Consider the following 24,512-nt stretch of genomic DNA (forward strand, 5'->3'; position numbering starts at 1 on the left):
GCCCGCCCCCCCGCGGGGCTTTCCCGGCGGAGGGGCCCGCCGCTGTCACTCCCAGCGGAAGAGCCGTGCGGCGAGCAGCCCGCACACGGCAGCCCACACGGCCAGGACCACGAACACGCCCAGGGACGGCAACGAGCCGTCCACCAGGGCAGTGCGCAGACCGGAGCTGAGTGCGGTGATCGGCAGGGCGGAGACCGCCTGCTCCATCGGCCCGGGGAAGGTGCTGGTGGGGAACAGGACGCCGCCCAGGCCCAGCATGAGGACGTAGACCAGGTTCGCGCCGGCCAGGGTCGCCTCGGCGCGCAGGGTCCCGGCCATGAGCAGAGCCAGCGAGCTGAACGCGGCTGTGGCCAGCAGCACCGTCACCAGAGCGCCCGCGACGGACCCTGGGGTGAGTGCGGGCGACCACCCCAGGGCCAGCGCCACCGCGCACAGCACCACGGCCTGGATCGCCTGGATCACCAGGACAGCGAGGGTCTTGGCGGCCAGCAGCCCGAACCGGGACAGCGGTGTGGCCCCCAGGCGCTTGAGCACGCCGTAGCGGCGTTCGAACCCGGTTCCGATGGCCAGGCCGGTGAAGGAGGTCGACATGACCGCCAGCGCCAGCACACCGGGGGTGAGCACGTCCACGCGAGCGCCCTCGCCCATGTCCAGGACGGGGGTGACGCTGAAACCGATAAGCAGCAGTACCGGGATGACCATGGTCAGCAGCAGCTGCTCTCCGTGGCGCAGCATGATCCGCAGTTCCATGCCGGCCTGCGCGAGCACCATGCGCCCCAGGGGGGCGGCCTGGGGGTCGGGCCGGAAGAGCGCGGCGTCGGTGCCGTTCGTTCCGGTCCGGTCGGCGGTGGAGGTGGTGAAGGTGTGCTCGGTCATCAGTCCCGCAGTTCCCGGCCGGTGAGTTCGAGGAAGACGTCTTCGAGGGTACGGCGCCTGACGCGCAGGTCCTCGGCCATGACGCCGGAGGAGGCGCACCAGGCGGTGACGGTGGCCAGAAACTCGGGTCCGGCGCCGTCGGGGTCGTCGGGGCGCACCACGTGGTTGTGGCGGTCGCCCGCGGGTGTGCTGGTCACGGTGGAGCCGGGGGGAAGGGCCTCGCGCAGGGCGTCGGTCCCCAGGGGAGCGTGGGTGGAGAAGCAGACCTCCCGGTGGCCGCCGGTGAGAGTGTCGGGGGGGGCCTCNCCGCGGTCGATGATGACCACGTGGTCGGAGAGGCGTTCGGCCTCCTCCATGTGGTGGGTGGTGAGGATGACCGCGACCCCGGCCTCGCGCAGGGTGGAGACCAGGTCCCAGGTGGCCATGCGGGCCTGGGGGTCGAGCCCGGCGGTGGGTTCGTCGAGGAAGACCAGCTCGGGCCGGCCGATGACCGCGCAGGCCAGGGACAGGCGCTGCTGCTGTCCGCCGGACAGGCGCCGGAAGGGGGTGCCGGCCACCGAGGTCAGGCCCAGGCGGGTCAGGAGCAGGTCGGGATCGATGGGGCGGGCGTGGAAGGAGGCCATCAGGCGCAGCCACTCGCCCGCACGCGCGCCGGTGGGCACGCCGCCGGACTGGGGCATGACCCCGACGCGTGGTTTGAGGGTGCCGGCATCGCTCTGCGGGTCCATACCCAGGACGCGCACATGTCCGCCGTCGGAGTGGCGGAAACCCTCACAGATCTCGATGGTGCTGGTCTTGCCCGCGCCGTTGGGGCCCAGCAGTGCGGTCACCGCCCCCCGCCGCGCGGTGAACGTGAGGCCGGTGACTGCTGTGGTGGCGCCGTAACGCTTGACCAGGTCGACGACCTCGACCGCGGCTGTTTCCATGGGGCCCGAGTCTACGTGCGGCTGGGGGGAATCGCTCACCGGGACCGCGTCGGAGAGCTTCGGGGAGGGTCGGTCAGCACAACCGGACGTCCGGATCTTGGCACCGTTGTCCCAGAATGTGAGCGCCGGGAATGTTCTGGGACCGTGCGGTCTTCCATCTTCAGGTGTGTTCGTCCCGCGAATTCCCACTTAGGCAAGGCTCCCCTTCGTGATCAAACCCATGGGAGCAGGTTTGCCTAGCCGGGTCGATTTACGCCACACTGATGTTGTCTAATCAATTCACGCACTCCGACGAGTCGTGCGACGTGACGATGGGGGGACCGTATGCCGGATGCGTCCAGTATGCCCGGCCCCCTGAGCGGGTCCGAGCGCGGGGCCGAGACCGGCACGCGCGCGCGGGTGGCACGGATCGTCATGGAGAAGGGCCCGATCACCGCCGCCGACCTCGGCGAGCGCCTCGGGCTCACCCCGGCGGCCATCCGCCGCCACCTCGACAACCTGACCAGCGAAGGCATGGTCGAGGGCCGCGACGCCCGGCCCCACGGCGGCCGCCGCCGCAGGGGGCNGCCGGACGCGACGCCTTCGTCCATGCCTACGACGACCTCGCCTCCAGCGCACTGCGCTTCCTCGCGCAGACCGCCGGCCCCGAGGCCGTCGGCGAGTTCGCCCGCAGTCAGGTCGCCGACCTGGAGAGGCGCTACGAGCCCCTGCTGGACTCGGTCCCGCCCGAGGAGCGGGTCCACCTGCTGGCCCAGGCGCTGTCCAACGACGGCTACGCCGCCACCGCGGGCCGGGCGCCCGCACCCGGGGGCGGCGACCAGCTCTGCCAACACCATTGCCCCGTCGCGCACGTGGCCGCGGAGTTCCCGCAGCTCTGCGAGGCCGAGATCGAGGCCTTCGCGCGGCTCCTGGGCACCCCGGTGCGCAGGTTGGCCACCATCGCCCACGGCGACGGTGTGTGCACCACGCACGTCACCCCTCGGGATGACACCGCGAGCGGGGAGGGCCACACCCCCGCGACCAACAGCGTCCGCCGTCCGGCGGACGGAGGATCGCACTATCACAAGGACGTCTGAGTCCAGGAGGAGTCCGCGCATGACGTCTATCGCGCACCCCGAGCTCGAAGGGCTCGGAACTTACGAGTACGGCTGGGCCGACTCCGACGAGGCCGGAGCCACGGCCCGTCGCGGCCTGAACGAAGAGGTCGTCCGCGACATCTCCGACAAGAAGGACGAGCCGGAGTGGATGACCAAGCTCCGCCTCAAGTCTCTCAGGCTCTTCGACAAGAAGCCGATGCCCACCTGGGGCGCGGACCTGTCCAACATCGACTTCGACAACATCAAGTACTTCGTGCGGTCCACGGAGGAGCAGGCCACCTCGTGGGAGGACCTGCCCGAGGACATCAAGAACACCTACGACAAGCTGGGGATCCCCGAGGCGGAGAAGCAGCGCCTGGTCGCCGGTGTCGCCGCGCAGTACGAGTCCGAAGTCGTCTACCACCAGATCCGCGAGGACCTGGAGGAGCAGGGCGTCCTCTTCCTGGACACCGACACCGCGCTCAAGGAGCACCCGGAGATCTTCGAGGAGTACTTCGGCTCCGTCATTCCTCCGGGTGACAACAAGTTCTCCGCGCTCAACACCGCCGTGTGGAGCGGTGGGTCCTTCATCTACGTTCCCAAGAACGTGCACGTGGAGATCCCGCTGCAGGCCTACTTCCGGATCAACACCGAGAACATGGGCCAGTTCGAGCGGACCCTGATCATCGTCGACGAGGGCGCCTACGTCCACTACGTCGAGGGCTGCACCGCACCGATCTACAAGTCGGACTCGCTGCACTCGGCCGTCGTCGAGATCATCGTCAAGAAGAACGCCCGTTGCCGTTACACGACCATCCAGAACTGGTCGAACAACGTCTTCAACCTGGTCACCAAGCGCGCCGTCGCCGAAGAGGGCGCGACCATGGAGTGGATCGACGGCAACATCGGCTCCCAGGTGACGATGAAGTACCCGGCCGTCTACCTCATGGGCGAGCACGCCAAGGGCGAGACCCTGTCGATCGCGTTCGCCAGTGAGGGCCAGCACCAGGACACCGGGTCCAAGATGGTGCACTGCGCGCCCAACACCTCGTCCAAGGTGGTCTCCAAGTCGGTGGCCCGCGGCGGTGGCCGCTCCTCCTACCGGGGACTCATCCAGGTCCAGGAGGGCGCACACCTGGCCAAGTCCTCGGTCGAGTGCGACGCGCTGCTGATCGACACCGTCAGCCGTTCGGACACATACCCCTACAACGACATGCGCGAGGACGACACCGAGCTCGCGCACGAGGCGACCGTCTCGAAGGTCAGCGAGGACCAGCTCTTCTACCTGATGAGTCGCGGGATGGAAGAGGAAGAGGCCATGGGCATGATCGTGCGCGGGTTCGTCGAGCCCATCGCGCGTGAGCTGCCCATGGAGTACGCGCTGGAACTGAACCGACTGATCGAGCTTCAGATGGAAGGAGCGGTTGGTTAAGTTGACCAGCCCGAGCACCGAACCCAAGGCCCACAGCCACGGCCTGGGGGAGATCCCGTTCTCCAAGCTTGCGACCCACGGGTCGTTCGACGTGAACGACTTCCCCGTGCCCAATGGCCGCGAGGAGGAGTGGCGCTTCACTCCGCTGCGCCGCCTCAAGGGCCTGCACGACTTCAAGGGCGAGGCCGACGGCGTCGACCGCCTCGACGTGGACGCCCCCGAGGGCGTCACCGTCGAGAAGGTCGGCCGTGACGACGAGCGCCTGCGTACCGCCGGCCTGCCCGCCGACCGGGTGACGGCCCAGGCCCACAGCGCCTTCGAGGAGGCCACGGTCCTGACCGTCGCCAAGGGCACTGCCCTGGAGCGTCCGGTCACCATCGAGCGCCAGGCCCAGGGCGGCACGCGCTTCGACCAGTACCTCATCGAGCTCGAGCCGATGGCCGAGGCCGTCGTGGTCCTCAAGCAGACCGGTACCGGTGTGCGCGCGGGCAACCTCGACCTGCACGTGGGGGAGGGCGCCCGCCTGACCCTGGTCAGCGTGCAGGACTGGGAGCAGGACGCCGTGGATGTCACCCAGCACAACGCCCAGGTCGAGAAGGACGGCACGTTCAAGTCGATCGTCGTCACGCTCGGCGGTGACCTGGTGCGCCTGTCCCCGAAGGTGGCCTACAAGGACCGCGGCGCCAACGCCGAGCTCCACGGCCTGTACTTCACCGGTGACGGCCAGCACCACGAGCACCGTTCGCTCATCGACCACAACCTGTCCAGCACCCGCTCGCGCGTGGAGTACAAGGGCGCGCTCAGCGGCAAGGACGCCCACGCGGTGTGGATCGGTGACGTGATCATCGGCGAGGGCACCAGCGGCACCGACTCCTACGAGCTCAACCGCAACCTCCAGCTCACCGACGACACCCGTGTCGACTCGGTCCCGAACCTGGAGATCTTCACCGGTGAGGTCGAGGGCGCCGGGCACGCCTCCGCGAGCGGGCGCCTGGACGACATCCACCTCTTCTACCTGCGTTCGCGCGGGATCCCTGAGGAGGAGGCCCGTCGTCTGGTCATCCGCGGTTACTTCCTCGAGCTGATCAACCGCATCCCGATCGAGGAGCTGCGCGACGAGATCATGGGCAAGGTCGAGCAGAAGCTGGCTTCCCATGAGTGAGTCCGGTCGCTGGGTCAAGCTCGCCGAGCTCGACGAGATCCCCGAGGAGGGGACTCTGGGCGTCGAGACCGACGACGAGACCCCGATCGCGCTTGTTCGCACCGAGGGCGAGGTCTTCGCGGTTCGGGACGTGTGCTCCCACGCCGAGGTCGCCCTCTCCGAGGGCGAGGTCGAGGACGGCACCATCGAGTGCTGGCTGCACGGGTCCTGCTTCGACCTGCGCTCCGGATCCCCGATCAACCCGCCCGCGACCAAGCCGGTCCCCACCTACGACGTGAAGATCGACGGCGACGACGTGCTCGTCTCCCTCGACGAAGAGAATTCCTGAGGCTTGACATGACGAAGTTCGAAATCCGCGGCCTGCGCGCCGACGTCCTCATCGGCGAGGACGAGCGCCAGGAGATCCTCAAGGGCGTTGACCTGACGGTCAACTCCGGCGAGACCCACGCCATCATGGGCCCCAACGGCTCCGGCAAGTCGACCCTGGCCTACGCGATCGCCGGCCACCCGCGCTACGAGATCACCGAGGGCGAGGTCCTGATCGACGGGGAGAACGTCCTCGACATGGAGGTCGACGAGCGCGCCCGTGCCGGTGTGTTCCTGGCCATGCAGTACCCGGTCGAGGTCCCGGGTGTGTCCATGTCCAACTTCCTGCGCAGCTCGGTCACCGCGGTGCGCGGCGAGGCCCCCAAGCTCCGCCAGTTCTCCAAGGAGCTGCAGGGCGCCATGAAGAACCTCTCGATCGACTCGGGCTTCGCGGCCCGCGGCGTGAACGAGGGTTTCTCCGGCGGTGAGAAGAAGCGCCACGAGATCCTTCAGCTGGAGCTGCTCAAGCCGAAGGTGGCCATCCTCGACGAGACCGACTCCGGTCTGGACGTGGACGCGCTCAAGATCGTCTCCGAGGGCATCAACCGCTCCAAGGAGACCCACCAGATGGGCACCATGCTCATCACCCACTACACCCGGATCCTCAACCACGTGAAGCCGGACTTCGTGCACGTCTTCGCCGGTGGCCGCATCGCCGAGTCCGGCGGTCCGGACCTGGCCGACACCCTGGAGTCCGAGGGCTACGAGCGTTTCGTGAAGGCGGGCGCGTAACCGATGAGCATGCGCGAGCTGGAGCGGCTCGACGTCGAGGCGGTCCGGAAGGATTTTGCGATCCTCTCCCGGACCGTCCGCGACGGACGCCGCCTGGTCTACCTCGATTCCGGGGCGACCTCGCAGAAGCCCCGACAAGTACTGGACGCCGAAAGGGAGTTCTACGAACGCCACAACGCGGCGGTGCACCGGGGCGCGCACCAGCTCGCGGAGGAGGCGACCGACGCCTACGAGGCGGCCCGTGAGACCATCGCGAACTTCATCGGGGCGAGCAGCGGTGAGGTGGTCTTCACCAAGAACGCCACCGAGGCCGTCAACCTGGTGGCCTACGCGATGAGCAACGCGGCCACCGCCGAGCCGGCGCTGAGCCGTTTCCAGGTCGGTCCTGGGGACGAGATCGTCGTCACCGAGATGGAGCACCACGCCAACCTGGTGCCGTGGCAGCAGCTGTGCCAGCGCACCGGGGCGACGCTGCGGTGGTTCCCGGTGACCGAGGACGGGCGCCTGGACCTGACCGACATCGGTGAGCTCGTCAACGAGCGCACCCGTGTGGTGGCCTTCGCCCACCAGTCCAACGTGCTGGGCACGGTCAACCCGGTGCAGACCATCACCGCCCGGGCCCGCGAGGTCGGTGCCCTGGTGGTGCTGGACGCCTGCCAGTCCGTGCCGCACATGCCGGTGGACGTGGGCGAGCTGGACGTGGACTTCCTGGCCTTCTCCGGGCACAAGATGCTCGGCCCCAACGGCATCGGCGTGCTCTGGTCGCGCCGTGAGCTGCTGGAGGCCATGCCGCCCTTCATCACCGGCGGGTCCATGATCGGCGTCGTCCACATGGACCGTTCCACTTGGGCCGAGCCCCCGCAGCGCTTCGAGGCGGGGGTGCCGATGGCGCCGCAGGCGGTCGGTCTGGCCGCGGCCTGCGACTACCTGACCTCCATCGGCATGGACCGGGTGGCGGACCACGAGCACCGGCTGACCGAGTACGCGCTCGACAAGGTCGGTTCCATCGAGGGTGTGCGCATCGTGGGCCCCACCGAGACGGTGGACCGCGGTGGGGCGGTGTCGTTCGTCGTGGACGATATCCACCCGCACGACCTGGGCCAGGTCCTGGACGACCGGGGCGTCGAGGTCCGGGTCGGGCACCACTGCGCCTGGCCGATGCACCGCAAGCTGGGTATCGTCGCCACCACGCGTGCTTCGTTCTACCTCTACAACTCGTTCGAGGACGTGGACGCGCTCGCGGAGGCCATCCGGGATGCCCAGAAGTTCTTCGGGACCCGGCCCTAGGACAAGGATTCTGCCTGACCATGCAGTTGGACGCGATGTACCAGGAGATCATCCTGGACCACTACCGGAACCCGCACAACAAGGGGCTGCGGGATCCGCACGACGGGGAGGCGCACCACATCAACCCCACGTGCGGGGACGAGGTGACGCTCCGGGTCTCGTTGACCCCCGCCCCCGGCGGTGAGCTCGACGAGAAGGCCACTGTCGCCGATGTGTCCTACGACAGTATGGGGTGCTCCATCAGCCAGGCGAGCACCTCGGTCCTGACCGATCTGCTGATCGGCCGGACGGTCGCCGACGGGATGCAGACCCTGGACGCGTTCACCGAGCTGATGCAGTCCAAGGGCCAGGGCGAGCCCGACGAGGACGTCCTGGAGGACGCGGTGGCCTTCGCCGGGGTGTCGCAGTACCCCGCCCGCATCAAGTGCGCGCTCCTGGGCTGGATGGCCTGGAAGGACGCGGTGTCGAAGTCTTTGGACAAGGAAGGCGTCTGATGAGCGAGAACGAGACGACCACCACCGAGGCCCCTGCGGAGGCCTCCCCCGAGCAGGAGCAGCTCGCCGAGGAGATCGCCGAGGCGCTCAAGGACGTGATCGACCCCGAGCTGGGCATCAACATCGTCGACCTGGGCCTGCTCTACGGCGTCAACGCCGACGACGCCTCCATCACGCTGGACATGACGCTGACCAGTGCGGCCTGCCCGCTGACCGACGTCATCGAGGACCAGGCCAACAGTGCGCTCGACGAGTTCGAGCGCGAGGTCAAGATCAACTGGGTCTGGATGCCGCCGTGGGGTCCGGACAAGATCACCGACGACGGCCGTGACCAGCTGCGGATGCTGGGCTTCAACGTCTGAGGTGAGCATTTCGTGCGACGGGCCGGGACCTTCGGGTCCCGGCCCGTTCGTGTGTGAGGGGCGCTCAGTGCAGGAGGCCGGCCATCTGCTGGACCTCGTGGGCGACGTCGTCGGGGGTGCGTGCGGGGCGCCGGAAGCAGATGCGTACGTCGTGATCTCCGTCGGGGCCCTCCAGCCGCAGGCGCAGTCCGTGGCGGTCCACACCCAGCGGGCGCGGGCGGCCCTGGGGGAGCGGCTCGGGGCAGTGCGCGACCAGGCCCCAGAGCACGTCGGGGTGGCTGTCCTCGAGGTGGCGCAGCCAGGGGCCCTCCCAGCGGCCGAAGGGGTCGGCCGGGGCGCCGGCGAACTCCGCGGGGGTGATCAGGTGGCAGCCGTCGTGGTCGGAGTGCACGACCAGGTCGGGCGCCAGGGCGACCATGGTGCGGCCGTGGCCCAGATCCAGGAGGCGTTCGTCGGGGTCCCGGTCGGAGACGGCCAGGGCGAGGTTGCGGGCCTCGGATCTCGGTGGCACGCGCAGGGTCCCGTTGATCCACAGCAGGGAGCGGGTGCTGTCGCGCAGGTCGACCGGGGCGGTGTCGGTGAACTCGAGTGTGGCCTCGAGATTTCCCGAGCCGATCTCGGCCAGGACCAGGTGCCGGTCGGGCACCAGCAGCGTGACCTCGCCCTGAGGAGTGGTGTGGCAGACGGGCCCGGTCAGGTGCAGTGACCTGTCGGAGCTGGTCACCGTGGCCGGGTTGGGTCGGGACAGGACGGAGCGTGCCCGTTCGGCGGGGGAGGGGACCGAGAGGTTCGTGGACGGAAGCAGCAGGATCACCTCAATTCTATTAGGTAAGGCTAACCTATATCTTTTCTGCTCGCACCGGAACCCCCAGGTGGTCACGCGAGCACGCACACAGAAGGCCCCCGGAACCGAGCTCTGGGTTCCGGGGGCCTCGCGTTGTGCCGGGAGGGAGTCAATGCGTGGCGAAGAGCCCCGCGTGCAGCTCCTGGGCGATGTCCTCGTCACCGCGCCGCGACAGCTGTTCCAGCAGCGACTGCGGGTCCGGCGGAGCGCCCGGGTCGGAGTCGGTGATGCGCCGCGACAGGATCTGCAGCGCCTCCTCGGTCGAGGCGGGGGCGGTGTAGCCGCTCAGGTGCAGGGCACGGGCGGCCGGGGAGAACCCGCTCATGTCCATGGCCGGGAGCTTGCGCGCGTCCAGGCGGTCACCGGAGACGGTGATGAACATGCGGTCCCCGGGCTGGGCGGCCTGGCGGCGCAGCAGGGGGCGCAGCGAGTCGAAGGCGGGCTGGTCGCGCCAGACCAGGACCAGCAGGTCGGCTCCGGGAGCGGTCAGGCACAGCAGGCGTCCCGGCTGCAGCCCCAGGTGGGTGGCGTAACCCGTGGGCACGGCCACGGGGGCGCCGTTGAGGTGGTCGGCGGTGATGTCCACGCGGTGCCACCAGCGTCCGTCCGGGGCGCGGAAGCAGCGTGCGGCGGTGGAGGGGTCCCCGGCGTCGGTGAACCGGACGGGCTCGGGCTGGGCCGGGGGCGGGGAGGGCGGCGCCGCGGCCGCGGGCTGCGGAGCCGACTCGGGTCTGTGCTGGACCGGCTGCGGCTCCGCCTGCTGGGGTGGCTCCTGGGCCTCGGGGCGGCGGCGTATCGGCAGCCCGTTCTGTGTGGTGGCGCTGTCCTCGCCCTGGGGTTCGGCGGGCCCGGCCTGGCTCTCCACGGGCACGGCCGGGTCGACGAACACCTGGCCGTCCCGGATGTTCACGCCCGGGGTGCTCAGCAGCCAGGCGCGCAGTTCGGGCTGGCGGATCCCGATGCGGGCCAGCCGGTTGCCGGCCTCGGTGAGGTTGGGGGCGTCCCCGACCATCTCCCGCGTCTGTGTGCGCAGGTGGTTGGGGTCGTCGGCGATGAGCCAGCCGTTGTACATGCGGCGGTCGGTGAACAGGGTGATGATCACGCGCCACATCGGGGTCTGCAGCGTCGGCACGTCCACGGGGTGGTCGGCGTGGGCGTTGATGAGCCGGTCGATGGTGGTGGCGGTGCCCAGCTGTTCGGAAAGGTCGCGCAGGTGCTTGGTGATCGATGCGCCCTCGGCCGAGTTCAACCAGTTCAGAAGGCGTTCTTCCACCTTGCGCTGGGCCGAGCGGATCTCGCGCACGTCCACCGAGATCTGTTCGGCGAGCACGCGGATGCTGATGGGGTCGGTCGCGAACAGGCGCTCGGCCGCGACGGTGCGCTCCAGTTCGGGCCAGGAACGGATCATCTGCTCGACCTGGTCGACCAGCGGGTGCTCGCCCAGGACGGGGGGCGGGGCGGCCTCCTCGGCGTCGGTGCGCATGGCCTTGGGCGGCCCGAAGCTGGGGCGGCGCAGGGTGCGTCCGGGGCCCAGCAGGGAGCTGCGGAACTGTGAGCGCAGGTCGGTGGCGCCGGTGTCCTCGACGGCCGGTTCCGGGGCTGGGCCGCCGTGTGCGGCCTCGGGGATCATGGCTGCGGAGCTGACCATGCCGCCCACGGGGGCTTCCTCAGCGGCCTCCTCCTCGCGGTCGCGCTGGGCCCGCAGTGCGCGCAGGGTCCGGATGGCACGGGTGGCCGGGGTCTGGGGCGGGCCGTCGGGCTCACCGGTGTCGGTGTCGGGGGGCGTGCCCTCGGTGTTGGTGGCCCCGCTCAGGTAGTCCAGGGCGTCGCGTACGTGCTCGGGCGCGGAATCGGGCAGCCAGTTCGAGATGGTGCGCACGGCCTCGAGCATGAGCGCGGGAGAGGGCACCGGCCCGCTGGGAAGTTCGCCGCAGGGGCGCAGGGCGCGCCAGGCGACCGTGCTGACCACGTCGATCAGACGGCACTCGCGCAGCGCCCAGGTGCTGATCTCCTGGGGGCAGGCGTTGACGAGGTGGCCCCAGCCGCCGGCGGCAGAGACCACGGTGCTCACCGGTTCGGCGAGCTCGCCGGCCTCGACCCACTGCCCGCGCAGGCTGGGCAGGAACTCGGCCAAGGGCACGTGCCCCCACTGCTCGACCGCCAGGCGCGCCAGGCTGTGCGCGAGCCAGGGCGGGCCCGCGATCTCCAGGACGCGGGCGACGGGCAGGGAGTGCCACCAACCCTCGATGAGCCGATCGTGGTGGAGCAGGGGTGCCACATCCGGCGACTTCGACCAGCGCAACGCGGGCGCCAGGTCGACGAGGCAGATCGGAGAGACGGCGTTCATCCGCTGGGGACCTCGACCTCCTGGTGTCTGCACGTGAATTCGGGAGGAACCGCACGGGCCTTCGGTTCGGTGCACCACAGTACGCGTCCCGAGTCGGTCGGTGGCAGGCGAGGACGAGGGGCCGCCACCGGTGCTCCTGGGAAGGGCACGGCGGACCGGGGGACAGGGGTGCCGTGAGCACTGCCCGAGATCGTACGTGCCCGGGAAGCGCATCGGTACCCCCATGATCCCGTGTGCTGCGCCGTCGCGCAGGCGAACACGGTGTGTGATGTCCCCAGTGGCGGGAGTTCTCGCAGCGTGCGGTACATTCTGCTGTGCTCTACCTCATATCGGGCAATCGACATGTCAGGGGCGGTCCGGCGCCGCCCCGTGTCCTCCCGGCATCGTCGCGCGCACGCGTGAAACGGGAGAGGCCGCGGGTATGCTTGTCGGGCACTGTCCTCGACCGAACACCCTTCGGCCGGGTGGCCCGGAGCGGGCCGACCAGGGGTCGACGGTGTTCGAACGCGGGTCGGCGGCCCAGGGCGACCCGTACCGAAGGATGTGCCGCAACCCACGCACCCTCAGTCCTGCGCGAGCGTGGTGCGGTCGAGCCGGATGATTGGTTGACGTGACAGACCTTGACTTGAATCCCCCACTGTCGGCGCGCGTGGGCAGACCGGAGCCGATCCGGACCTACGTGGCCCTCGGCGACAGCATCACCGAGGGGATGGAGGACAACAGCGGGCCCGGGGGCGAGTACCGCGGGTTCGCCGACCGCCTGGCCGAGCATCTGGGGACCCTCGCCCCGGACTTCCGGTACGCCAACCTGGGTGTGCGCGGGCGCCGCATGCACCACATCTTCGGCGAACAGCTCGAGAAGGCGCTCGAGTGGAAGCCGGACCTGGTCACCGTGCTGGCCGGCGGCAACGACGTCCTGCGGCCGGGCAGCAACCTGGACGCCCTGGCCGAGCACTTCGAGTGGGGCGTGCGCCAGCTGCTCGACGCCGGCCTGCGCGTGGTCATCATCTCCGGCCACGACACCGGCTGGATCCCCGTGCTGCGCTACTACCGGGGCCGGATCGCGATCTACAGCATGCACATGCGCTCGGTCGCCGAACGCACCGGTACCGAGATCGTCGACCTGTGGGCGCTCAACGCGCTCAACGACCCGCGCGCGTGGAGCGAGGACCGCCTCCACCTGAACGGGACCGGTCACCAGGTCGTCGCGGCCCGCATCGCCGACCTCATCGGATTCCCGATGGGTCCCCGCGAGGCCTGGACCGACCCGTGGAGCACCCCGCCCCAGCAGCTGCCGCGGATCCTGCGCCGCCGTGAGAACCGGCGCTGGGCCCGCCAACACCTGGTGCCGTGGCTGCGCCGCCGCGCAATGGGCCGCTCCTCCGGGGACGGTCGAATGGCCCGCCGCCCGCAGCTGGACTATCTCTACGACGAGGCCACACGCGAGCGGGTGGCCCGCGACCTGGCCGCCCAGGACGGTGAGGACACCCATGGCCCCGCGGCCACGCAGGCCGAGGAGGCGCCCACGATCAGCCCGTCGGGTACCAAGGGTCCCGGCCCGCGCGACTGACCCCGGACACAGCGGTGCCCGCGCCTCCTCGGGAGCGCGGGCACCGTCGTTCTTCCGGCCGCCGGGGCCGCAGGTCCTAGAGCGGGATGTTGCCGTGGGCGCCGCGGCTGTCCGGGGTCTGTTCGATCACCTGGGCCAGGGCGGTGCGGGTGTTCTTGGGTTCGACGACCTCGTCGACCACACCGAGCTCCTGGGCCCGGGGCAGACCGCCGGCCTCTCGTTCCTGTTCGGCCGCCAGGCGTTCCTCCAGCGCGGGGCGTTCGGACTCGGGGACGGCCGCGAGTTCGCGGCGCTTGAGGATGCGCACCGCCGCTACCGGTCCCATGACCGCGACCTCGGCCGTCGGCCAGGCCAGCACCCGGCTCGCCCCGAGCGCACGTGAGTTCATCGCGATGAAAGCGCCGCCGTAGGACTTGCGGGTCACCAGGGTCACGCGCGGGACCGTCGCCTCGGCGAAGGCGTGCAGGAGTTTGGCGCCGCGGCGCACCACGCCGTCCCACTCCTGGTTCACGCCGGGCAGGTAGCCGGGCACGTCCACCAGGACCACCAGCGGCACCCCGAACGCGTCGCACATGCGCACGAAACGCGCGGCCTTCTCCGCGGACCTGGAATCCAGGCACCCGCCCAGACGCAGCGGATTGTTGGCCACCACGCCGACGGTCCGCCCGCCCAGGCGGCCCAGGGCGGTAACCATGTTCGGCGCGTACTCGGCCTGCAGTTCCACGGCGCCGTCGCCGAGCGGGGTGTCGAGCACCCCGTCCACCAGGGGTTTGACGTCGTAGGCGCGCCGGGCCGACTCGGGCAGCACGTACCCCAGGTCGATGTCGTCCACCTGGGCGGGCTCCATCTCGCCCTGTCGCCCCAGCAGGAGGGCCAGGTCGCGGCCGCGGACCATGGCCGCGCGGTCGTCGGGTGCTGTGACGTGGACCACGCCGCTGCGGCGCCCGTGCGCGTCGGAGCCGCCCAGTTCCTCGGCGGTGATCTGCTCGCCGGTGACGCTCTCCACGACCCCGGGGCCGGTGACGAAGATCTTGCCGCGGTCGGACATGACCACCACGTCGGTCAGCGCCGGACCGTAGGCGGCACCGCCGGCCGCCGGGCCCAGCACGACCGAGATCTGCGGGACCACACCGGAGGCGCGGGTCATCACCGCGAAGACCCGGCCCACCGCGTGCAGGCTCTCCACTCCGGCCGCGAGCTGGGCACCCGAGGAGTGCCACAGACCCACCACAGGGACGCCCTCGCGCACCGCGTGTGCGTAGGCGGTCTCCATCGCCGCGCACCCGGCAGTGCCCATCGCCCCGCCCTGGATCCGGGCGTCGTTGGCGAAGGCGACCGCGGGCAGGCCGTCGATGAGCCCGGTGGCCGCCACGGCGTCGATGCCCGGGCCCTCCTCGGTCAGCAGCTCGACCGTGCCCCGGTCGAAGAACCGCGAGAGCCGCACACTCGGCTGACGCGGATCGGGGTCGCCGGCCTGCTCCGTGGCCGGACGGGCGCCGTTGTCGATCACTGTCACTGCGTGGTGCTCCTTCGCGGGTACGGGGCCGTGCCTGCGGGGGCGGGAAAGAAGAAGGGGCGGGCACCCGCCTGAGCGGGTGCCCGCCCNTGTTGTGGCCGCCGAACCCGAAGGACTCGTTGAGGGCCGCCACATCGCCGGCGGGCATCTCCTCGGGTTTGCCGCGCACGATGTCCACGGCCGTCTCCGGATCGAGCTCGTCGATGTTGATGGTCGCCGGGATGAGGCCGTTGTACAGGGCCTTGACGGTGGCGATGGACTCCACCGCGCCGGCGCCGCCCAGCAGGTGGCCGGTCATCGACTTGGTGGAGGTCACCCGAACGCTGTCGGCGGCCGCGTCCCCCAGAGCCGTCCGGATCGCGCGTGTCTCGCCCACGTCGCCGGTCGGGGTGGAGGTCGCGTGCGCGTTGACGTGCTTGACGTCGTCCGGCTTGAGGTCGGCGTCCTTGAGCGCTTCGGTGATCGCGCGCGCCTGGCCGCGGCCCTCGGGGTCGGGCTGGACGATGTCGTAGGCGTCGTCGGTGTAGCCCACACCCGCGGCGCGGGCGTAGACGCGGGCACCGCGCGCTTCGGCGTGCTCGGCCGACTCCAGGATCAGGATGCCGGCGCCCTCGCCCATGACGAAACCGTCGCGCTCCTGGTCCCAGGGGCGGGAGGCGCCCTCGGGGTCGTCGTTGCGGGTCGAGAGGGCCCGCATGGACGCGAAGGAAGCGATGTTGAGCGGGTGGATCGCGGCCTCGGTGCCGCCCGCGATGACCACGTCGGCACGGCCCGAGCGGATCATCTCCACCGCGTCGGCGATGGCCTCGGCGCTGGAGGCGCAGGCGCTCACGGGCGCGTGGGCCCCGGCTCGGGCGCTGTACTCCAGAGCCACGGCGGCGGCTGGGCTGTTGGGCATGAGCATGGGCACGGTGAACGGGGAGACCCGCTTCCAGCCCTTCTCACGGAAGGTGTCGTACTGCTCCAGGATCGTCAGGATGCCGCCGATCCCGCTGGAGACCACCACGCCCAGGCGGACGGGGTCGATCTCCGGGCTTCCGGCGTCCTCCCAGGCCTCCTGGGCGGCGATGAGAGAGAATTGCTGGGTCCGGTCCAGACGGCGCAGGCGCGGCTTGGGGAGCTTCTCGGACGGCTCCTGTGCGATCCGGCCGGCGAAGTGCACCGGGAGGCTCTCGTGCCAGTCCTCGGGCAGCATGCTGATACCGGAGCGGCCGTCGAGGAGCGCGGACCATGTGGTCGCGACGTCACCCCCGAGGGGGGTGGTGGCCCCGAGGCCGGTGACGACGACATCGGTCTTGGACATGATCCGATCGCCCTTCTCGTGGGTCGTTCCCGGTCGCTGGCCGGGAGGCGGTGGGTGGTGTGCGACGAGGAGTTCTGTGCGGGGCCCGGGGCCGGGTCACGGCCGCCCGGGTCCCCGGGGTCCCGTGCGCCCGGGCGGGGTCGCCAGGGCGCACGGACACGCTACTTCTGGATGTAGTTGATGACGTCCTGGACCGTCTTGAGGTCCTTGAGCTGGTCGTCGGGGATCTCGACGCCGAACTTGTCCTGCGCGGCGACGGCGATCTCGACCATGGACAGGGAGTCGATGTCCAGGTCGTCCACGAAGCTCTTCTCCGGGGTGACCTCGGAGGGCTCGGTGCCGACGATCTCCTCGACGATCTCGCCCAGGCCCTTGAGGATGTCCTGCTCGCTGTGCTCGGCCATGTCAATCTCCTTCTTCGGTGTCGGTGTTTCGGCGTCCCCGCCGCACGGGGACGGAACGGGTCCGGATGCCGTGCGGTGACGCTCGGGCTGTGGGGTCAGGGGATGCGGATCACCTGTGCGGCGTAGACCAGCCCCGCCCCGAAGCCCAGGGTGAGTACGGTGCTCCCCGAACGCAGCTCCCCGCGCCCGATCATGCGCGAGAGCGCCAGCGGGATGGACGCGGAGGAGGTGTTGCCCGCGGTGACGATATCGCGGGCCACCAGCGCCTGGGGAGCGCCCAGCTTCCTGGCGATCGACTCGACGATGCGCAGGTTGGCCTGGTGGGGAACGAAAGCGGTGATCTCGCTCGGGTCGACCCCGGCCCGCTCCATCGCCTCCAGGGCGACCCTGTGGAGCTCGGTCGTGGTCCACCGGAAGACCGCCTGGCCCTCCTGGTAGAGGTACTTGTGCTCGCGCAGGTGGATGGTGTCGGCGCGCTCACCCGAGGAACCCCACACGACCGGGCCGATGCCCTGCTCCTGGTCGGCCGAGACCACTGCTGCGCCCGCGCCGTCGGCGAAGATCACACAGGTGGCGCGGTCGTCCCAGTCGACCCAGTCGCTGAGCTTCTCCGAGCCCACGACCAGGACGTTGCGCGAGGTGCCGGCGCGCACGGAGTCCGAGGCCAGCCCCAGCGCGTAGCAGAAGCCCGCGCAGGCGGCGTTGACGTCGAAGGCCCCGGGGGCGGCGACACCGAGCCGGGCGGCCACGGTCGCGGCGGCGTTGGGGATCTGGTCGTGCGAGGTGCACGTGGCCACGATCACCAGATCGATGTCCTCGGGGGAGAGCCCGCTCGCGGCCACGGCCTTGCCCCCGGCCGCCACGGCCATGCTCTCCACGCTGTCGTCGGGGCCCGCCACGCGCCGTTCCTCGATGCCCACACGGCTGCGGATCCACTCGTCATTGGTGTCCACACGCTGGGCCAGGTCGTGGTTGGTGACCACGCGGGCGGGCTGGTACTCGCCGAAGGAACGGATCACCGCTCCGCCCGGCGCGCTGGGGGCGTTCAACATGTCAGCCTTCCTGATCGGAGCCCGCGGGGGCTGCGGTGCCCGCGTGCTCCTTGATGATGGCGGCGGCCCGCTCCAGATCGTCGGGGGTCTTGACCGCGTGGAGCTCGACACCTCGCAGCGCGCGCTTGGCCAGCCCGGTCAGAGTGCCCGCCGGTGCGAGTTCGATCATGGCGGTCACGCCGAGGTCGGCGAGGGTCTCGGTGCAGGCCTGCCAACGCACCGGCGAGGAGATCTGCGCAACGAGCCGCTCGAGGTAGTCCGACCCCTGTTCGACGACCGCACCGTCGGAGTTGGAGAGAAGGCTCACCGACGGATCATTGGTGTCCATGTGCGCGGCGGCGGTGCGCACGCGCTCCATGGCAGGGGCCATGTGCTCGGTGTGGAAGGCGCCGGCGACCGGGAGAGGACGCAGCCGGGCCCGCTCGGGCGGGTTCTCGGCGAAGGCGTTGAGCTGCTCGGTGGTGCCGGCGGCCACGATCTGCCCGGAACCGTTGTCGTTGGCGGGCGTGAGGCCCGCAGCTGCGATCGCGGCCAGCACGTCCTCGCGCTTGCCGCCCATGACCGCAGTCATGCCGGTCTCGGTCCGGGAGGCGGCCTCGGCCATGCCCCGGCCGCGCTCGGCGACCAGCGCCAGCGCGTCGTTGGGGGTCAGCACCCCGGCCAGGGCGGCGGCTGTGAACTCGCCGACGCTGTGGCCGGCGACGGCGTCCACGAAGGACCCGTTGGCCGGGAGGGGGGCCTCGGGGCCCGAGAGGGAGCCCAGCAGCGCGGTGGCGGTGGCCAGTCCGGCGCTGACGAGGAGGGGCTGAGCGACGGCCGTGTCGCGGATCTCGTCCGCGTCGGCGGTGGTGCCGTAGCGCACCAGGTCCAACCCGGCCACCTCCGACCACGCCTCGAACCGCGGGGCCATGCCGGGCAGTTCGAGCCATGGGGAGAGGAAACCGGGTACCTGGGCGCCTTGGCCGGGAGCAACGATGACAAGCACGACATCCACCTTGCCCTGTAGGAGATCACCAGTCGGATGGGGACGGACACGAACTTCGCTCCGTCCCGTTTGTGGACCCTCCACAAAACAGAGTCGCCCCGTGTCCCCCGGGGCCGTCATGCGGAGGGCGCACACCCCTGACGTTACGCGGCTCGCGCGTGCGCGCCTGCCCGGGTACGCGGTCCGGCCTCCCCCGGTTGGCCGCGGACACCAGGGCTGGTCCGACCCTGTGCCCGGCAGGGATGCCACCCTGGAGGTGTGAACGATCAACCCCACCGCCCCCGGGACCAGCAGGGCACGGAATCCTCGGAGGCCGCACTCGCGCAGGACGGCGCCGATGCGCGGCGGGCCGAGACCGCGCGCCGCCTGGAACGGTCCATGGGCCGCCTGGGCACGGCGGCCGTGGCGAGCATGGAGGAGCGCCTGCCCTGGTTCCGCCGCATGTCCGCGGAGGACCGCTCCTGGATCGGCCTCGTCGCCCAGTCCGGCGTGGCCGCCTTCGTCGACTGGTTCCGCAACCCCGTGCGCGGGCGCCCGGCCATCACCGTGGAGGTCTTCGGAACGGCCCCGCGCGAACTCACGCGCTCGGTGACGCTGCAACAGACCGTCGACATGATCCGGGTGGTCATCGACGTGGTCGAGGGTCAGGTCGACGAGCTCGCCGCCCCCGGAGGCGAACACCAGCTGCGCGAGGATGTGCTGCGCTACACCCGCGAGGTCGCCTTCAGCTCGGCCAAGGTCTACGCCCGCGCCGCCGAGGCGCGCGGTGCCTGGGACGCGCGTCTGGAGGCTCTGATCGTCGACGCGCTGCTGCACGGAGACCACCAGGACGGCCTGCAGACCTGGGGGTCGTCGCTGCGTTGGTCACAGACCCCGGTCATCGCGATCGCCGGCGACAGCGGCGAGGAGGACGGCAACAAGGTCCTGGACGACCTGCGCGGTGCGGCCCGTAGGCTCGGCCACGACGTCATCGCGGGGATGCAGGGCGACCGGGTCGTGGTCGTGGTCGGTGTGGGCAGTACCTACCCCGAGGGGGAGCTGCCCGCGGCGGCTGCCGAACCCCTGGCCGGCCTGTTCGGCCCCGGGCCCGTGGTGGTCGGGCCGGCCGTGCCCGACCTGAGGACGGCGGGGGCCTCCGCGCGCGCCGCGGTGAGCGGTCTGCGCTCGGCGGTGGCCTGGCCGGACGCGCCCCGTCCGGTGCTGGCCGAGGACCTGCTGCCCGAGCGGGTGCTGCAGGGGGAGGCCGGTGCGCGCCGCCAACTCGTCGAAGAGGTCTACAAACCGCTTCTCGGCGCGGGATCGCCGTTGTTGGACACCCTCTCGGTGTACCTTGAACACGCGTCCTCCCTGGAGGCGACGGCACGCATGCTGTTCGTCCACCCGAACACCGTCCGTTACCGGCTCAGCAGGATCGCCGAGCTGACCGGCCACACCCCGTCCGACGGTCGAGGATCCTTCGTCCTGCGCATAGCGGTGGCGTTGGGCCGTCTCGACACGACGGAGCGTGGTTGACCAGAACCACTCCGGCCCCGGAAGCGTCCTACGAGGCAGACGTGATGCGATCGTTGCCCGAGTCTTCTGTCCGCTTAGCGCGGCTTCATCGGCGCCGGGTAGGTATGTGACAGACCGTACGCGCCCGGGGACTACGCGAAAAGGGATAGCTTTGTGGCGAGCGGTTCACCGCCGGCACTGCGGTGAACCGGACGTGGACCTCGGGCGAGGGCTTCCGCACCGCTGCCGTCACGACGTTCTTGGGGGTCAACACTGTGGTCGAACGACCGGGGACAGGGGGCCGGATACTGCGGCCCGTGATCAACTACGTGCTGGAGCCGACGCAGGAGGGCCAACTGCGTCGCCGCGTCCTCTTCTGGCTGCCCGCGCCGCTGCCCGTCCTGGGGCTGGTCGCCCTGCTGGTGGGCGGGGCGCTCTCGGCGTCCGGGTGGACCATTCTTCTCGCGGCGAGCGTGGGTGTGGGCACGCTGCTGCTGGCCGTCATCGTCCAGCCCACACCTCTGCCGGAGGGGCTCACGCCCCAGGTGTCCGCGCGTCGTTCGCTGCACCGGTTCCGCCAGTTCACCGGGTTGCGCATCGCCCTGGCGCTGGTCCCGGTGTTCATCGGCGCGGCCGCCTCGATCATGGGCGGCGGCATGTACCCGCTGTTCGCGGCGCTGGCGCTGGCCTGGCCGCAGATCCTCATGGCGATGCCGACCTTCTTCACCATCACCCGCGCCCGCAGGGCGATGGAGGCCTGGGGCACCACGGCCTACCTGTGGCACGCGCTCTCGCGCCCGTCCAAGGTCACCTGGCCCCTGGTGACCTCCGGGCGGCGGATCTGGCGCCAGTGGCGCGAGGACCGGGCCAAGGCCCGTGCGGTCTCGCGCCGCGAGGCGGAGCTGCGCCGTTCGGAGAGGGCCGAGCGCGACCAGGCCCGCGACCCCGAGGTCGTGATGCCGCACCCGGACTCGGTCACCACCGCGCGCATCCCGTCGCTCCCGGCGGACCAGGGTGAGCAGGAGGCCTCCGAACGCGGCGACGAGTCGGCGGAGCAGCAGGAACGGGGTGGGACCACCGGGGAAGGCGACGGCGCCGCCGGGGGTGGTGGCGACGAGGTCGAGCCCACGGCCGAGATGCCCGCGCTCGACGGGGACACCCCCGTGGCCGGGAACCCGGCCGCCGCGACGGGCACCGGTTCCGAGCGCACCTCGGGCACCGTGCTGGAGCGGGGCGGGGCCCTGTCCCAGAGGGTGCGCCGTACGCGGCGCGGTTCCCAGTCCACGCGCCGCCCGCACTCGCACAAGCCCTGAGCGCTTCGACCCTGAGGACACCCGTGACGCGGCCCGCCGGAACCGGCGGGNNCCTCGTGGGAGGGAGAACCGGCCCGAGGGCTACAGGGCGGAGCTGAAGCGCACGTCAGGCAGGCAGTCGGGGCCGCCGTTGGGGCAGTGGTACCAGCGGGCCTCGGCGCTGCGCCCCTCCAGCCGGACCTCTCCGATGGTGTTGCCGAAGTAGGGAGCGCCCTCCAAGGACCAGCGCAGCGCCGGGGGCGCCACCCGCGCCAGTCGGGACATGACCCGCCCGGCCACGCGGAAGGGCCAGGTGGTCGACAGCCAGGCCGCACGGCGCAGGTGCGAGGGCAGCCGATTGCACAAGGGCGAGGAGACCAACTGCGTCACACGGGTTCCGGGGGCCTCACCCTTGCTCGGCAGGGCCCGCGCCATGTAGGAGAAGTGCACGTCGCCGCTGAGCAGCAGCACGGTCGCCGGTGCTGGGCCGCGCTCACCGCGGGCCACATCCAGCACCGCCTCGGCCAGGCGTGCGAAGGAGTACTGGAACGCGCCCCAGTGCTCCAGGTCGAGCTCCTGGCGCAGGCGCTCGGCCGGGGCGCGCACCCTCTCTCCCCACGCGCCCGCGCACACGGCCTCGTTCCAGGCCTCCAGGTGGTGCACCGCGGGCGGGAGCAGGACCGGGACGGTGGAGACCACCACGATGTGGTCCGGCCCCCCGGTGAGGTGCTCGTCGAGCCACTCGTGGCCCGAATCCCCCAGGATCGAACGCGAACCGTCGGACGGATCCCCCTCGCCCAGGGAGCGCCCGCAGCGGGTGTCGGCCATCAGGACCCGTACCGTGCCCACATCGACGCGGTGGCTCCAGCGGTAGGAGTCCGGTGTCTCGTGGGCTCGCCACGCGAACTCGTCGACCGTGCCCCCCGCATCGCCCGTGCACTCGCGCACGCGGTTCCACCAGGGGTCCTTCTCCCGCGCCTCGGGGGAGAGGTTTCCCAGGTGCTGGTAGACCCAGTACGCGCCCAAGCCGTGGGTGACACGCTCGGGCCACCAGGGGAGTTCGTCCATGGCGCGCCGCCAGGCGGCCGACGTGTTCCAGTCGTCGCGCACGTCGTGGTCGTCGAAGACCATGAGCGTGGGAACCGTCGACAGCAGCCAGCGCACCTGCGGGTCGCTCCAGGCCCGGCGGTACAGCTCCGCGTACTCGCCGAAGCCCACGACCTCGCCCTCGGGGGAGGAGTGTCCCTCCTCACGTGAGGCGCTCAGGTGTTCGCGCATCGGTTCGGGCACCTCGTCGGCGTAGACCTGGTCGCCGATCAGCAGGAGCAGCAGGTTCCCCTCGGGCGGTTCCTCGGCCAGGCGCCGAGCGGTGGCGCGCAGCATGTCCGGACCGTGGTCGACCACCCCTTCGGGGGTGTCGCCCGTGGGCACGTGGCACGAGCCGTACAACAGCCGGGTGGAGGCTTCGGGGTCGGTCGTGCGCACCACACTCGGGGGCAGGGAGGAGGTGGGGTCGGGCCACACGCGGTCGTCGTCGAGGAAGACCTCGTAGGGCAGTGCCGACCCGGGAGGAAGGCCCTCGATCTCGCACACGGCGTAATGGTGGCCGTGCACGGAGAACGTCCGGGCGGTGGCGGTCGTGTGCCCGTCCACGCGGACCCGGACCCTGCAAGGGGCGTCGGTCTCGACCCACACGGTGGCGGTGGTGGGTCCCACGTGCCGCAACAGGGGTCCCAGACGCAAAGAGACAGTCATGGTTTCCCCTCCTTTTTCCCAGGTTCGCACACCGGAGGAGGGGGCCGGTACTCGCCGCCGCGGCCGTTCGGAAGCCGCTGACGTCCACAGTCGTGACGCCCGATGGTTGCACGAAGGGCCGGGCTGCGCGATGGTGGCGCTATGCGGACACAGATCCTCGAACTGCACACGGGAGGGTCGGAGAGCATCACCGACATCACCTCCCAGTGCGCGGACTTCGTCGCCGGCGCCGGCGACGGACTTCTCAACGTGTTCGTCCCGCACGCGACCGCGGGCGTGGCGATCATCGAACTCGGGGCAGGTTCCGACGACGACCTGCTCGCTTCCCTGGACGACCTGCTGCCGGCCGACGACCGGTGGCGCCACAAGCACGGCTCCCGCGGCCACGGGCGGTCCCACGTCATGCCGGCCTACGTCGCGCCCCAGACCACGGTCCCCGTGATCGGGGGCGCGCTCGAGTTGGGTACGTGGCAGTCCGTCGCGGTGGTCGACCTCAACGTGGACAACCCCGAGCGCCGGGTGCTCCTGTCGTTCCTGACGTCCGCGTGAACACTCGGTGCCCGCGCGGCACCTGGGCGGAGGGTTCGCCCGCGCGTTGACGGGACATGCCACTACCGTGTGAACTAGGCCATCAGCGATGGTGACGGACCCACACAGCGGGTGGAACGCCCGGCATCGTTGAGGAACGAGCTGCATCGGGCGCCACCGCTCGAGCAGAACAGATTGACAAAGAAACCAGTGGAGGAGAACTTTCGTGAGCGCGACCGCGGGCCAGGCACAGAGCGAACGCGGCTTGGCTGACCGACTCGGATTCAAGCCGGGTCAGGTGGTGCAGGAATTCGGCTTCGACGACGACGTTGACGAGGGCCTGCGCGCTTCCATCGTCGAACTCACCGGTGAGGAACTGGTTGACGAGGACTTCGACGGCGATGTCGACGCGGTACTGCTGTGGTGGCGGTCCGACGAGGAGGAGGAACTCACCGACGCGTTGATGGACACGGTCACCCTGATCGCCGACGGCGGCACCATCCTGGTGCTGACGCCCAAGGCCGGGCGCGACCTGCACGTGTCGCCCAACGACGTGGCGGACGCCGCCAGTACCTCCGGCTTGTCCCAGACCAGCGCGGTCAGTGTCGGCTCGGACTGGTCGGGTACCCGACTGGTCGTCCCCAAGCGGTAACGGGCCTCGACGCGACCGACCCACCGGTGCCGCGCGCCCCAGAACAGGGCGGGCGCGCGG

Annotated in this window: 21 protein-coding genes and 2 pseudogenes; 13 read left to right on the forward strand and 10 right to left on the reverse strand. The window is 70.8% G+C overall.

The features are described 5' to 3' along the window. Positions 1–45: 45 nt before the first annotated feature. Both D474_RS0115525 and D474_RS0115530 read right to left on the reverse strand, forming a co-directional pair. A complete protein-coding gene (locus D474_RS0115525; protein WP_017614466.1) occupies positions 46–876 on the reverse strand; it encodes an ABC transporter permease in 831 nt (276 codons plus the stop codon). Continuing rightward, positions 876–1,802, reverse strand: a complete 927-nt coding sequence (locus tag D474_RS0115530) for an ABC transporter ATP-binding protein (protein WP_017614467.1) — start codon at positions 1,800–1,802, stop codon at positions 876–878. The genes D474_RS0115525 and D474_RS0115530 overlap by 1 nt, the downstream gene beginning before the upstream one ends. Positions 1,803–2,126: 324 nt before the next feature. On the opposite strand from D474_RS0115530, the pseudogene D474_RS28890 reads away from it, so the two are divergent. The 8 genes and pseudogenes from D474_RS28890 to D474_RS0115575 all read left to right on the forward strand — a co-directional run bounded on the left by D474_RS28890 (position 2,127) and on the right by D474_RS0115575 (position 8,713). Beyond that, positions 2,127–2,878 (forward strand): annotated as a pseudogene (locus tag D474_RS28890) (helix-turn-helix transcriptional regulator). 19 nt (positions 2,879–2,897) lie between these two features. Next, on the forward strand, positions 2,898–4,310 hold the full coding sequence (sufB, locus tag D474_RS0115545) for a Fe-S cluster assembly protein SufB (RefSeq protein WP_017614470.1): 1,413 nt from the start codon (positions 2,898–2,900) through the stop codon (positions 4,308–4,310). A 1-nt stretch (position 4,311) separates the two neighbouring features. Further along, a complete protein-coding gene (gene sufD, locus D474_RS0115550; RefSeq protein WP_017614471.1) occupies positions 4,312–5,472 on the forward strand; it encodes a Fe-S cluster assembly protein SufD in 1,161 nt (386 codons plus the stop codon). After that, positions 5,465–5,800, forward strand: coding sequence for a non-heme iron oxygenase ferredoxin subunit (locus D474_RS0115555; RefSeq protein WP_017614472.1), 336 nt, complete (start codon positions 5,465–5,467; stop codon positions 5,798–5,800). Before sufD ends, D474_RS0115555 begins: the two co-directional genes overlap by 8 nt. Before the next feature lie 8 nt (positions 5,801–5,808). Beyond that, positions 5,809–6,570 (forward strand): Fe-S cluster assembly ATPase SufC, encoded by a 762-nt coding sequence (gene sufC, locus D474_RS0115560; protein WP_017614473.1) that lies wholly within the window; start codon positions 5,809–5,811, stop codon positions 6,568–6,570. 3 nt (positions 6,571–6,573) lie between these two features. After that, complete coding sequence (locus tag D474_RS0115565; RefSeq protein ID WP_017614474.1) at positions 6,574–7,857, forward strand: cysteine desulfurase; 1,284 nt, start codon at positions 6,574–6,576, stop codon at positions 7,855–7,857. Positions 7,858–7,877: 20 nt separating this feature from the next. After that, a complete protein-coding gene (gene sufU / locus D474_RS0115570) occupies positions 7,878–8,351 on the forward strand; it encodes a Fe-S cluster assembly sulfur transfer protein SufU (RefSeq protein WP_017614475.1) in 474 nt (157 codons plus the stop codon). After that, complete coding sequence (locus D474_RS0115575) at positions 8,351–8,713, forward strand: metal-sulfur cluster assembly factor (RefSeq protein ID WP_017614476.1); 363 nt, start codon at positions 8,351–8,353, stop codon at positions 8,711–8,713. The genes sufU and D474_RS0115575 overlap by 1 nt, the downstream gene beginning before the upstream one ends. Positions 8,714–8,777: 64 nt before the next feature. Here the strand turns inward: D474_RS0115575 and D474_RS0115580 are convergent, their stop codons facing one another. Continuing rightward, the gene (locus D474_RS0115580) at positions 8,778–9,527 is read right to left on the reverse strand and encodes a DUF2470 domain-containing protein (protein ID WP_017614477.1); all 750 of its coding nucleotides are present in this window, start codon (positions 9,525–9,527) and stop codon (positions 8,778–8,780) included. A 139-nt stretch (positions 9,528–9,666) separates the two neighbouring features. Beyond that, positions 9,667–11,904: a hypothetical protein gene (locus D474_RS0115585; RefSeq protein WP_017614478.1), complete on the reverse strand. Its 2,238-nt coding sequence runs from the start codon at positions 11,902–11,904 to the stop codon at positions 9,667–9,669. A gap of 679 nt (positions 11,905–12,583) precedes the next feature. Between D474_RS0115585 and D474_RS0115590 the strand changes: the two genes are divergently transcribed. Beyond that, complete coding sequence (locus tag D474_RS0115590) at positions 12,584–13,474, forward strand: SGNH/GDSL hydrolase family protein (RefSeq protein WP_026118523.1); 891 nt, start codon at positions 12,584–12,586, stop codon at positions 13,472–13,474. Between the two features lie 76 nt (positions 13,475–13,550). Here D474_RS0115590 and D474_RS0115595 read toward each other — a convergent pair whose 3' ends face one another. The 5 genes and pseudogenes from D474_RS0115595 to D474_RS0115620 all read right to left on the reverse strand — a co-directional run bounded on the left by D474_RS0115595 (position 13,551) and on the right by D474_RS0115620 (position 18,659). Further along, positions 13,551–14,990: an acyl-CoA carboxylase subunit beta gene (locus tag D474_RS0115595; protein WP_026118524.1), complete on the reverse strand. Its 1,440-nt coding sequence runs from the start codon at positions 14,988–14,990 to the stop codon at positions 13,551–13,553. 91 nt (positions 14,991–15,081) lie between these two features. Further along, a pseudogene (gene fabF, locus D474_RS31080) lies at positions 15,082–16,293 on the reverse strand (beta-ketoacyl-ACP synthase II); the annotation flags it as partial. A gap of 161 nt (positions 16,294–16,454) precedes the next feature. Then, positions 16,455–16,697, reverse strand: a complete 243-nt coding sequence (locus tag D474_RS0115610) for an acyl carrier protein (protein WP_017614483.1) — start codon at positions 16,695–16,697, stop codon at positions 16,455–16,457. A gap of 95 nt (positions 16,698–16,792) precedes the next feature. After that, positions 16,793–17,749, reverse strand: coding sequence for a beta-ketoacyl-ACP synthase III (locus D474_RS0115615; protein WP_017614484.1), 957 nt, complete (start codon positions 17,747–17,749; stop codon positions 16,793–16,795). 1 nt (position 17,750) lies between these two features. Beyond that, positions 17,751–18,659, reverse strand: a complete 909-nt coding sequence (locus tag D474_RS0115620; protein WP_026118525.1) for an ACP S-malonyltransferase — start codon at positions 18,657–18,659, stop codon at positions 17,751–17,753. A 333-nt stretch (positions 18,660–18,992) separates the two neighbouring features. On the opposite strand from D474_RS0115620, the gene D474_RS0115625 reads away from it, so the two are divergent. Both D474_RS0115625 and D474_RS0115630 read left to right on the forward strand, forming a co-directional pair. Then, positions 18,993–20,246, forward strand: coding sequence for a PucR family transcriptional regulator (locus D474_RS0115625; protein ID WP_017614486.1), 1,254 nt, complete (start codon positions 18,993–18,995; stop codon positions 20,244–20,246). Positions 20,247–20,542: 296 nt separating this feature from the next. Further along, a complete protein-coding gene (locus D474_RS0115630) occupies positions 20,543–21,538 on the forward strand; it encodes an MFS transporter (RefSeq protein ID WP_026118526.1) in 996 nt (331 codons plus the stop codon). Between the two features lie 81 nt (positions 21,539–21,619). Here the strand turns inward: D474_RS0115630 and D474_RS0115635 are convergent, their stop codons facing one another. Continuing rightward, complete coding sequence (locus tag D474_RS0115635) at positions 21,620–23,272, reverse strand: alkaline phosphatase D family protein (protein ID WP_017614488.1); 1,653 nt, start codon at positions 23,270–23,272, stop codon at positions 21,620–21,622. A gap of 141 nt (positions 23,273–23,413) precedes the next feature. Between D474_RS0115635 and D474_RS0115640 the strand changes: the two genes are divergently transcribed. Next, entirely contained in the window at positions 23,414–23,821 is a 408-nt protein-coding gene (locus tag D474_RS0115640) for a YjbQ family protein (protein ID WP_017614489.1), read from the forward strand. Between the two features lie 205 nt (positions 23,822–24,026). Beyond that, positions 24,027–24,452 carry a DUF3052 domain-containing protein gene (locus tag D474_RS0115645; protein ID WP_017614490.1) on the forward strand — a complete coding sequence of 142 codons (426 nt, stop codon included), beginning with the start codon at positions 24,027–24,029 and terminating at the stop codon, positions 24,450–24,452. The last annotated feature ends 60 nt before the right edge of the window (positions 24,453–24,512 follow it).

Origin of the sequence: Nocardiopsis salina YIM 90010 (assembly GCF_000341025.1) — a bacterium.
In the GTDB taxonomy this organism is placed as follows: Bacteria; Actinomycetota; Actinomycetes; order Streptosporangiales; family Streptosporangiaceae; genus Nocardiopsis; species Nocardiopsis salina.

Excerpts from the sequence above, each read along its gene's own strand:
- D474_RS0115525 (WP_017614466.1), bottom strand. The coding sequence starts at position 876 with ATGACCGAGCACACCTTCACCACCTCCACCGCCGACCGGACCGGAACG.
- sufB (WP_017614470.1), top strand. The coding sequence starts at position 2,898 with ATGACGTCTATCGCGCACCCCGAGCTCGAAGGGCTCGGAACTTACGAG.
- D474_RS0115555 (WP_017614472.1), top strand. The coding sequence starts at position 5,465 with ATGAGTGAGTCCGGTCGCTGGGTCAAGCTCGCCGAGCTCGACGAGATC.
- sufC (WP_017614473.1), top strand. The coding sequence starts at position 5,809 with ATGACGAAGTTCGAAATCCGCGGCCTGCGCGCCGACGTCCTCATCGGC.
- D474_RS0115565 (WP_017614474.1), top strand. The coding sequence starts at position 6,574 with ATGAGCATGCGCGAGCTGGAGCGGCTCGACGTCGAGGCGGTCCGGAAG.
- sufU (WP_017614475.1), top strand. The coding sequence starts at position 7,878 with ATGCAGTTGGACGCGATGTACCAGGAGATCATCCTGGACCACTACCGG.
- D474_RS0115575 (WP_017614476.1), top strand. The coding sequence starts at position 8,351 with ATGAGCGAGAACGAGACGACCACCACCGAGGCCCCTGCGGAGGCCTCC.
- D474_RS0115585 (WP_017614478.1), bottom strand. The coding sequence starts at position 11,904 with ATGAACGCCGTCTCTCCGATCTGCCTCGTCGACCTGGCGCCCGCGTTG.
- D474_RS0115610 (WP_017614483.1), bottom strand. The coding sequence starts at position 16,697 with ATGGCCGAGCACAGCGAGCAGGACATCCTCAAGGGCCTGGGCGAGATC.
- D474_RS0115615 (WP_017614484.1), bottom strand. The coding sequence starts at position 17,749 with ATGTTGAACGCCCCCAGCGCGCCGGGCGGAGCGGTGATCCGTTCCTTC.
- D474_RS0115620 (WP_026118525.1), bottom strand. The coding sequence starts at position 18,659 with ATGGCCCCGCGGTTCGAGGCGTGGTCGGAGGTGGCCGGGTTGGACCTG.
- D474_RS0115635 (WP_017614488.1), bottom strand. The coding sequence starts at position 23,272 with ATGACTGTCTCTTTGCGTCTGGGACCCCTGTTGCGGCACGTGGGACCC.
- D474_RS0115640 (WP_017614489.1), top strand. The coding sequence starts at position 23,414 with ATGCGGACACAGATCCTCGAACTGCACACGGGAGGGTCGGAGAGCATC.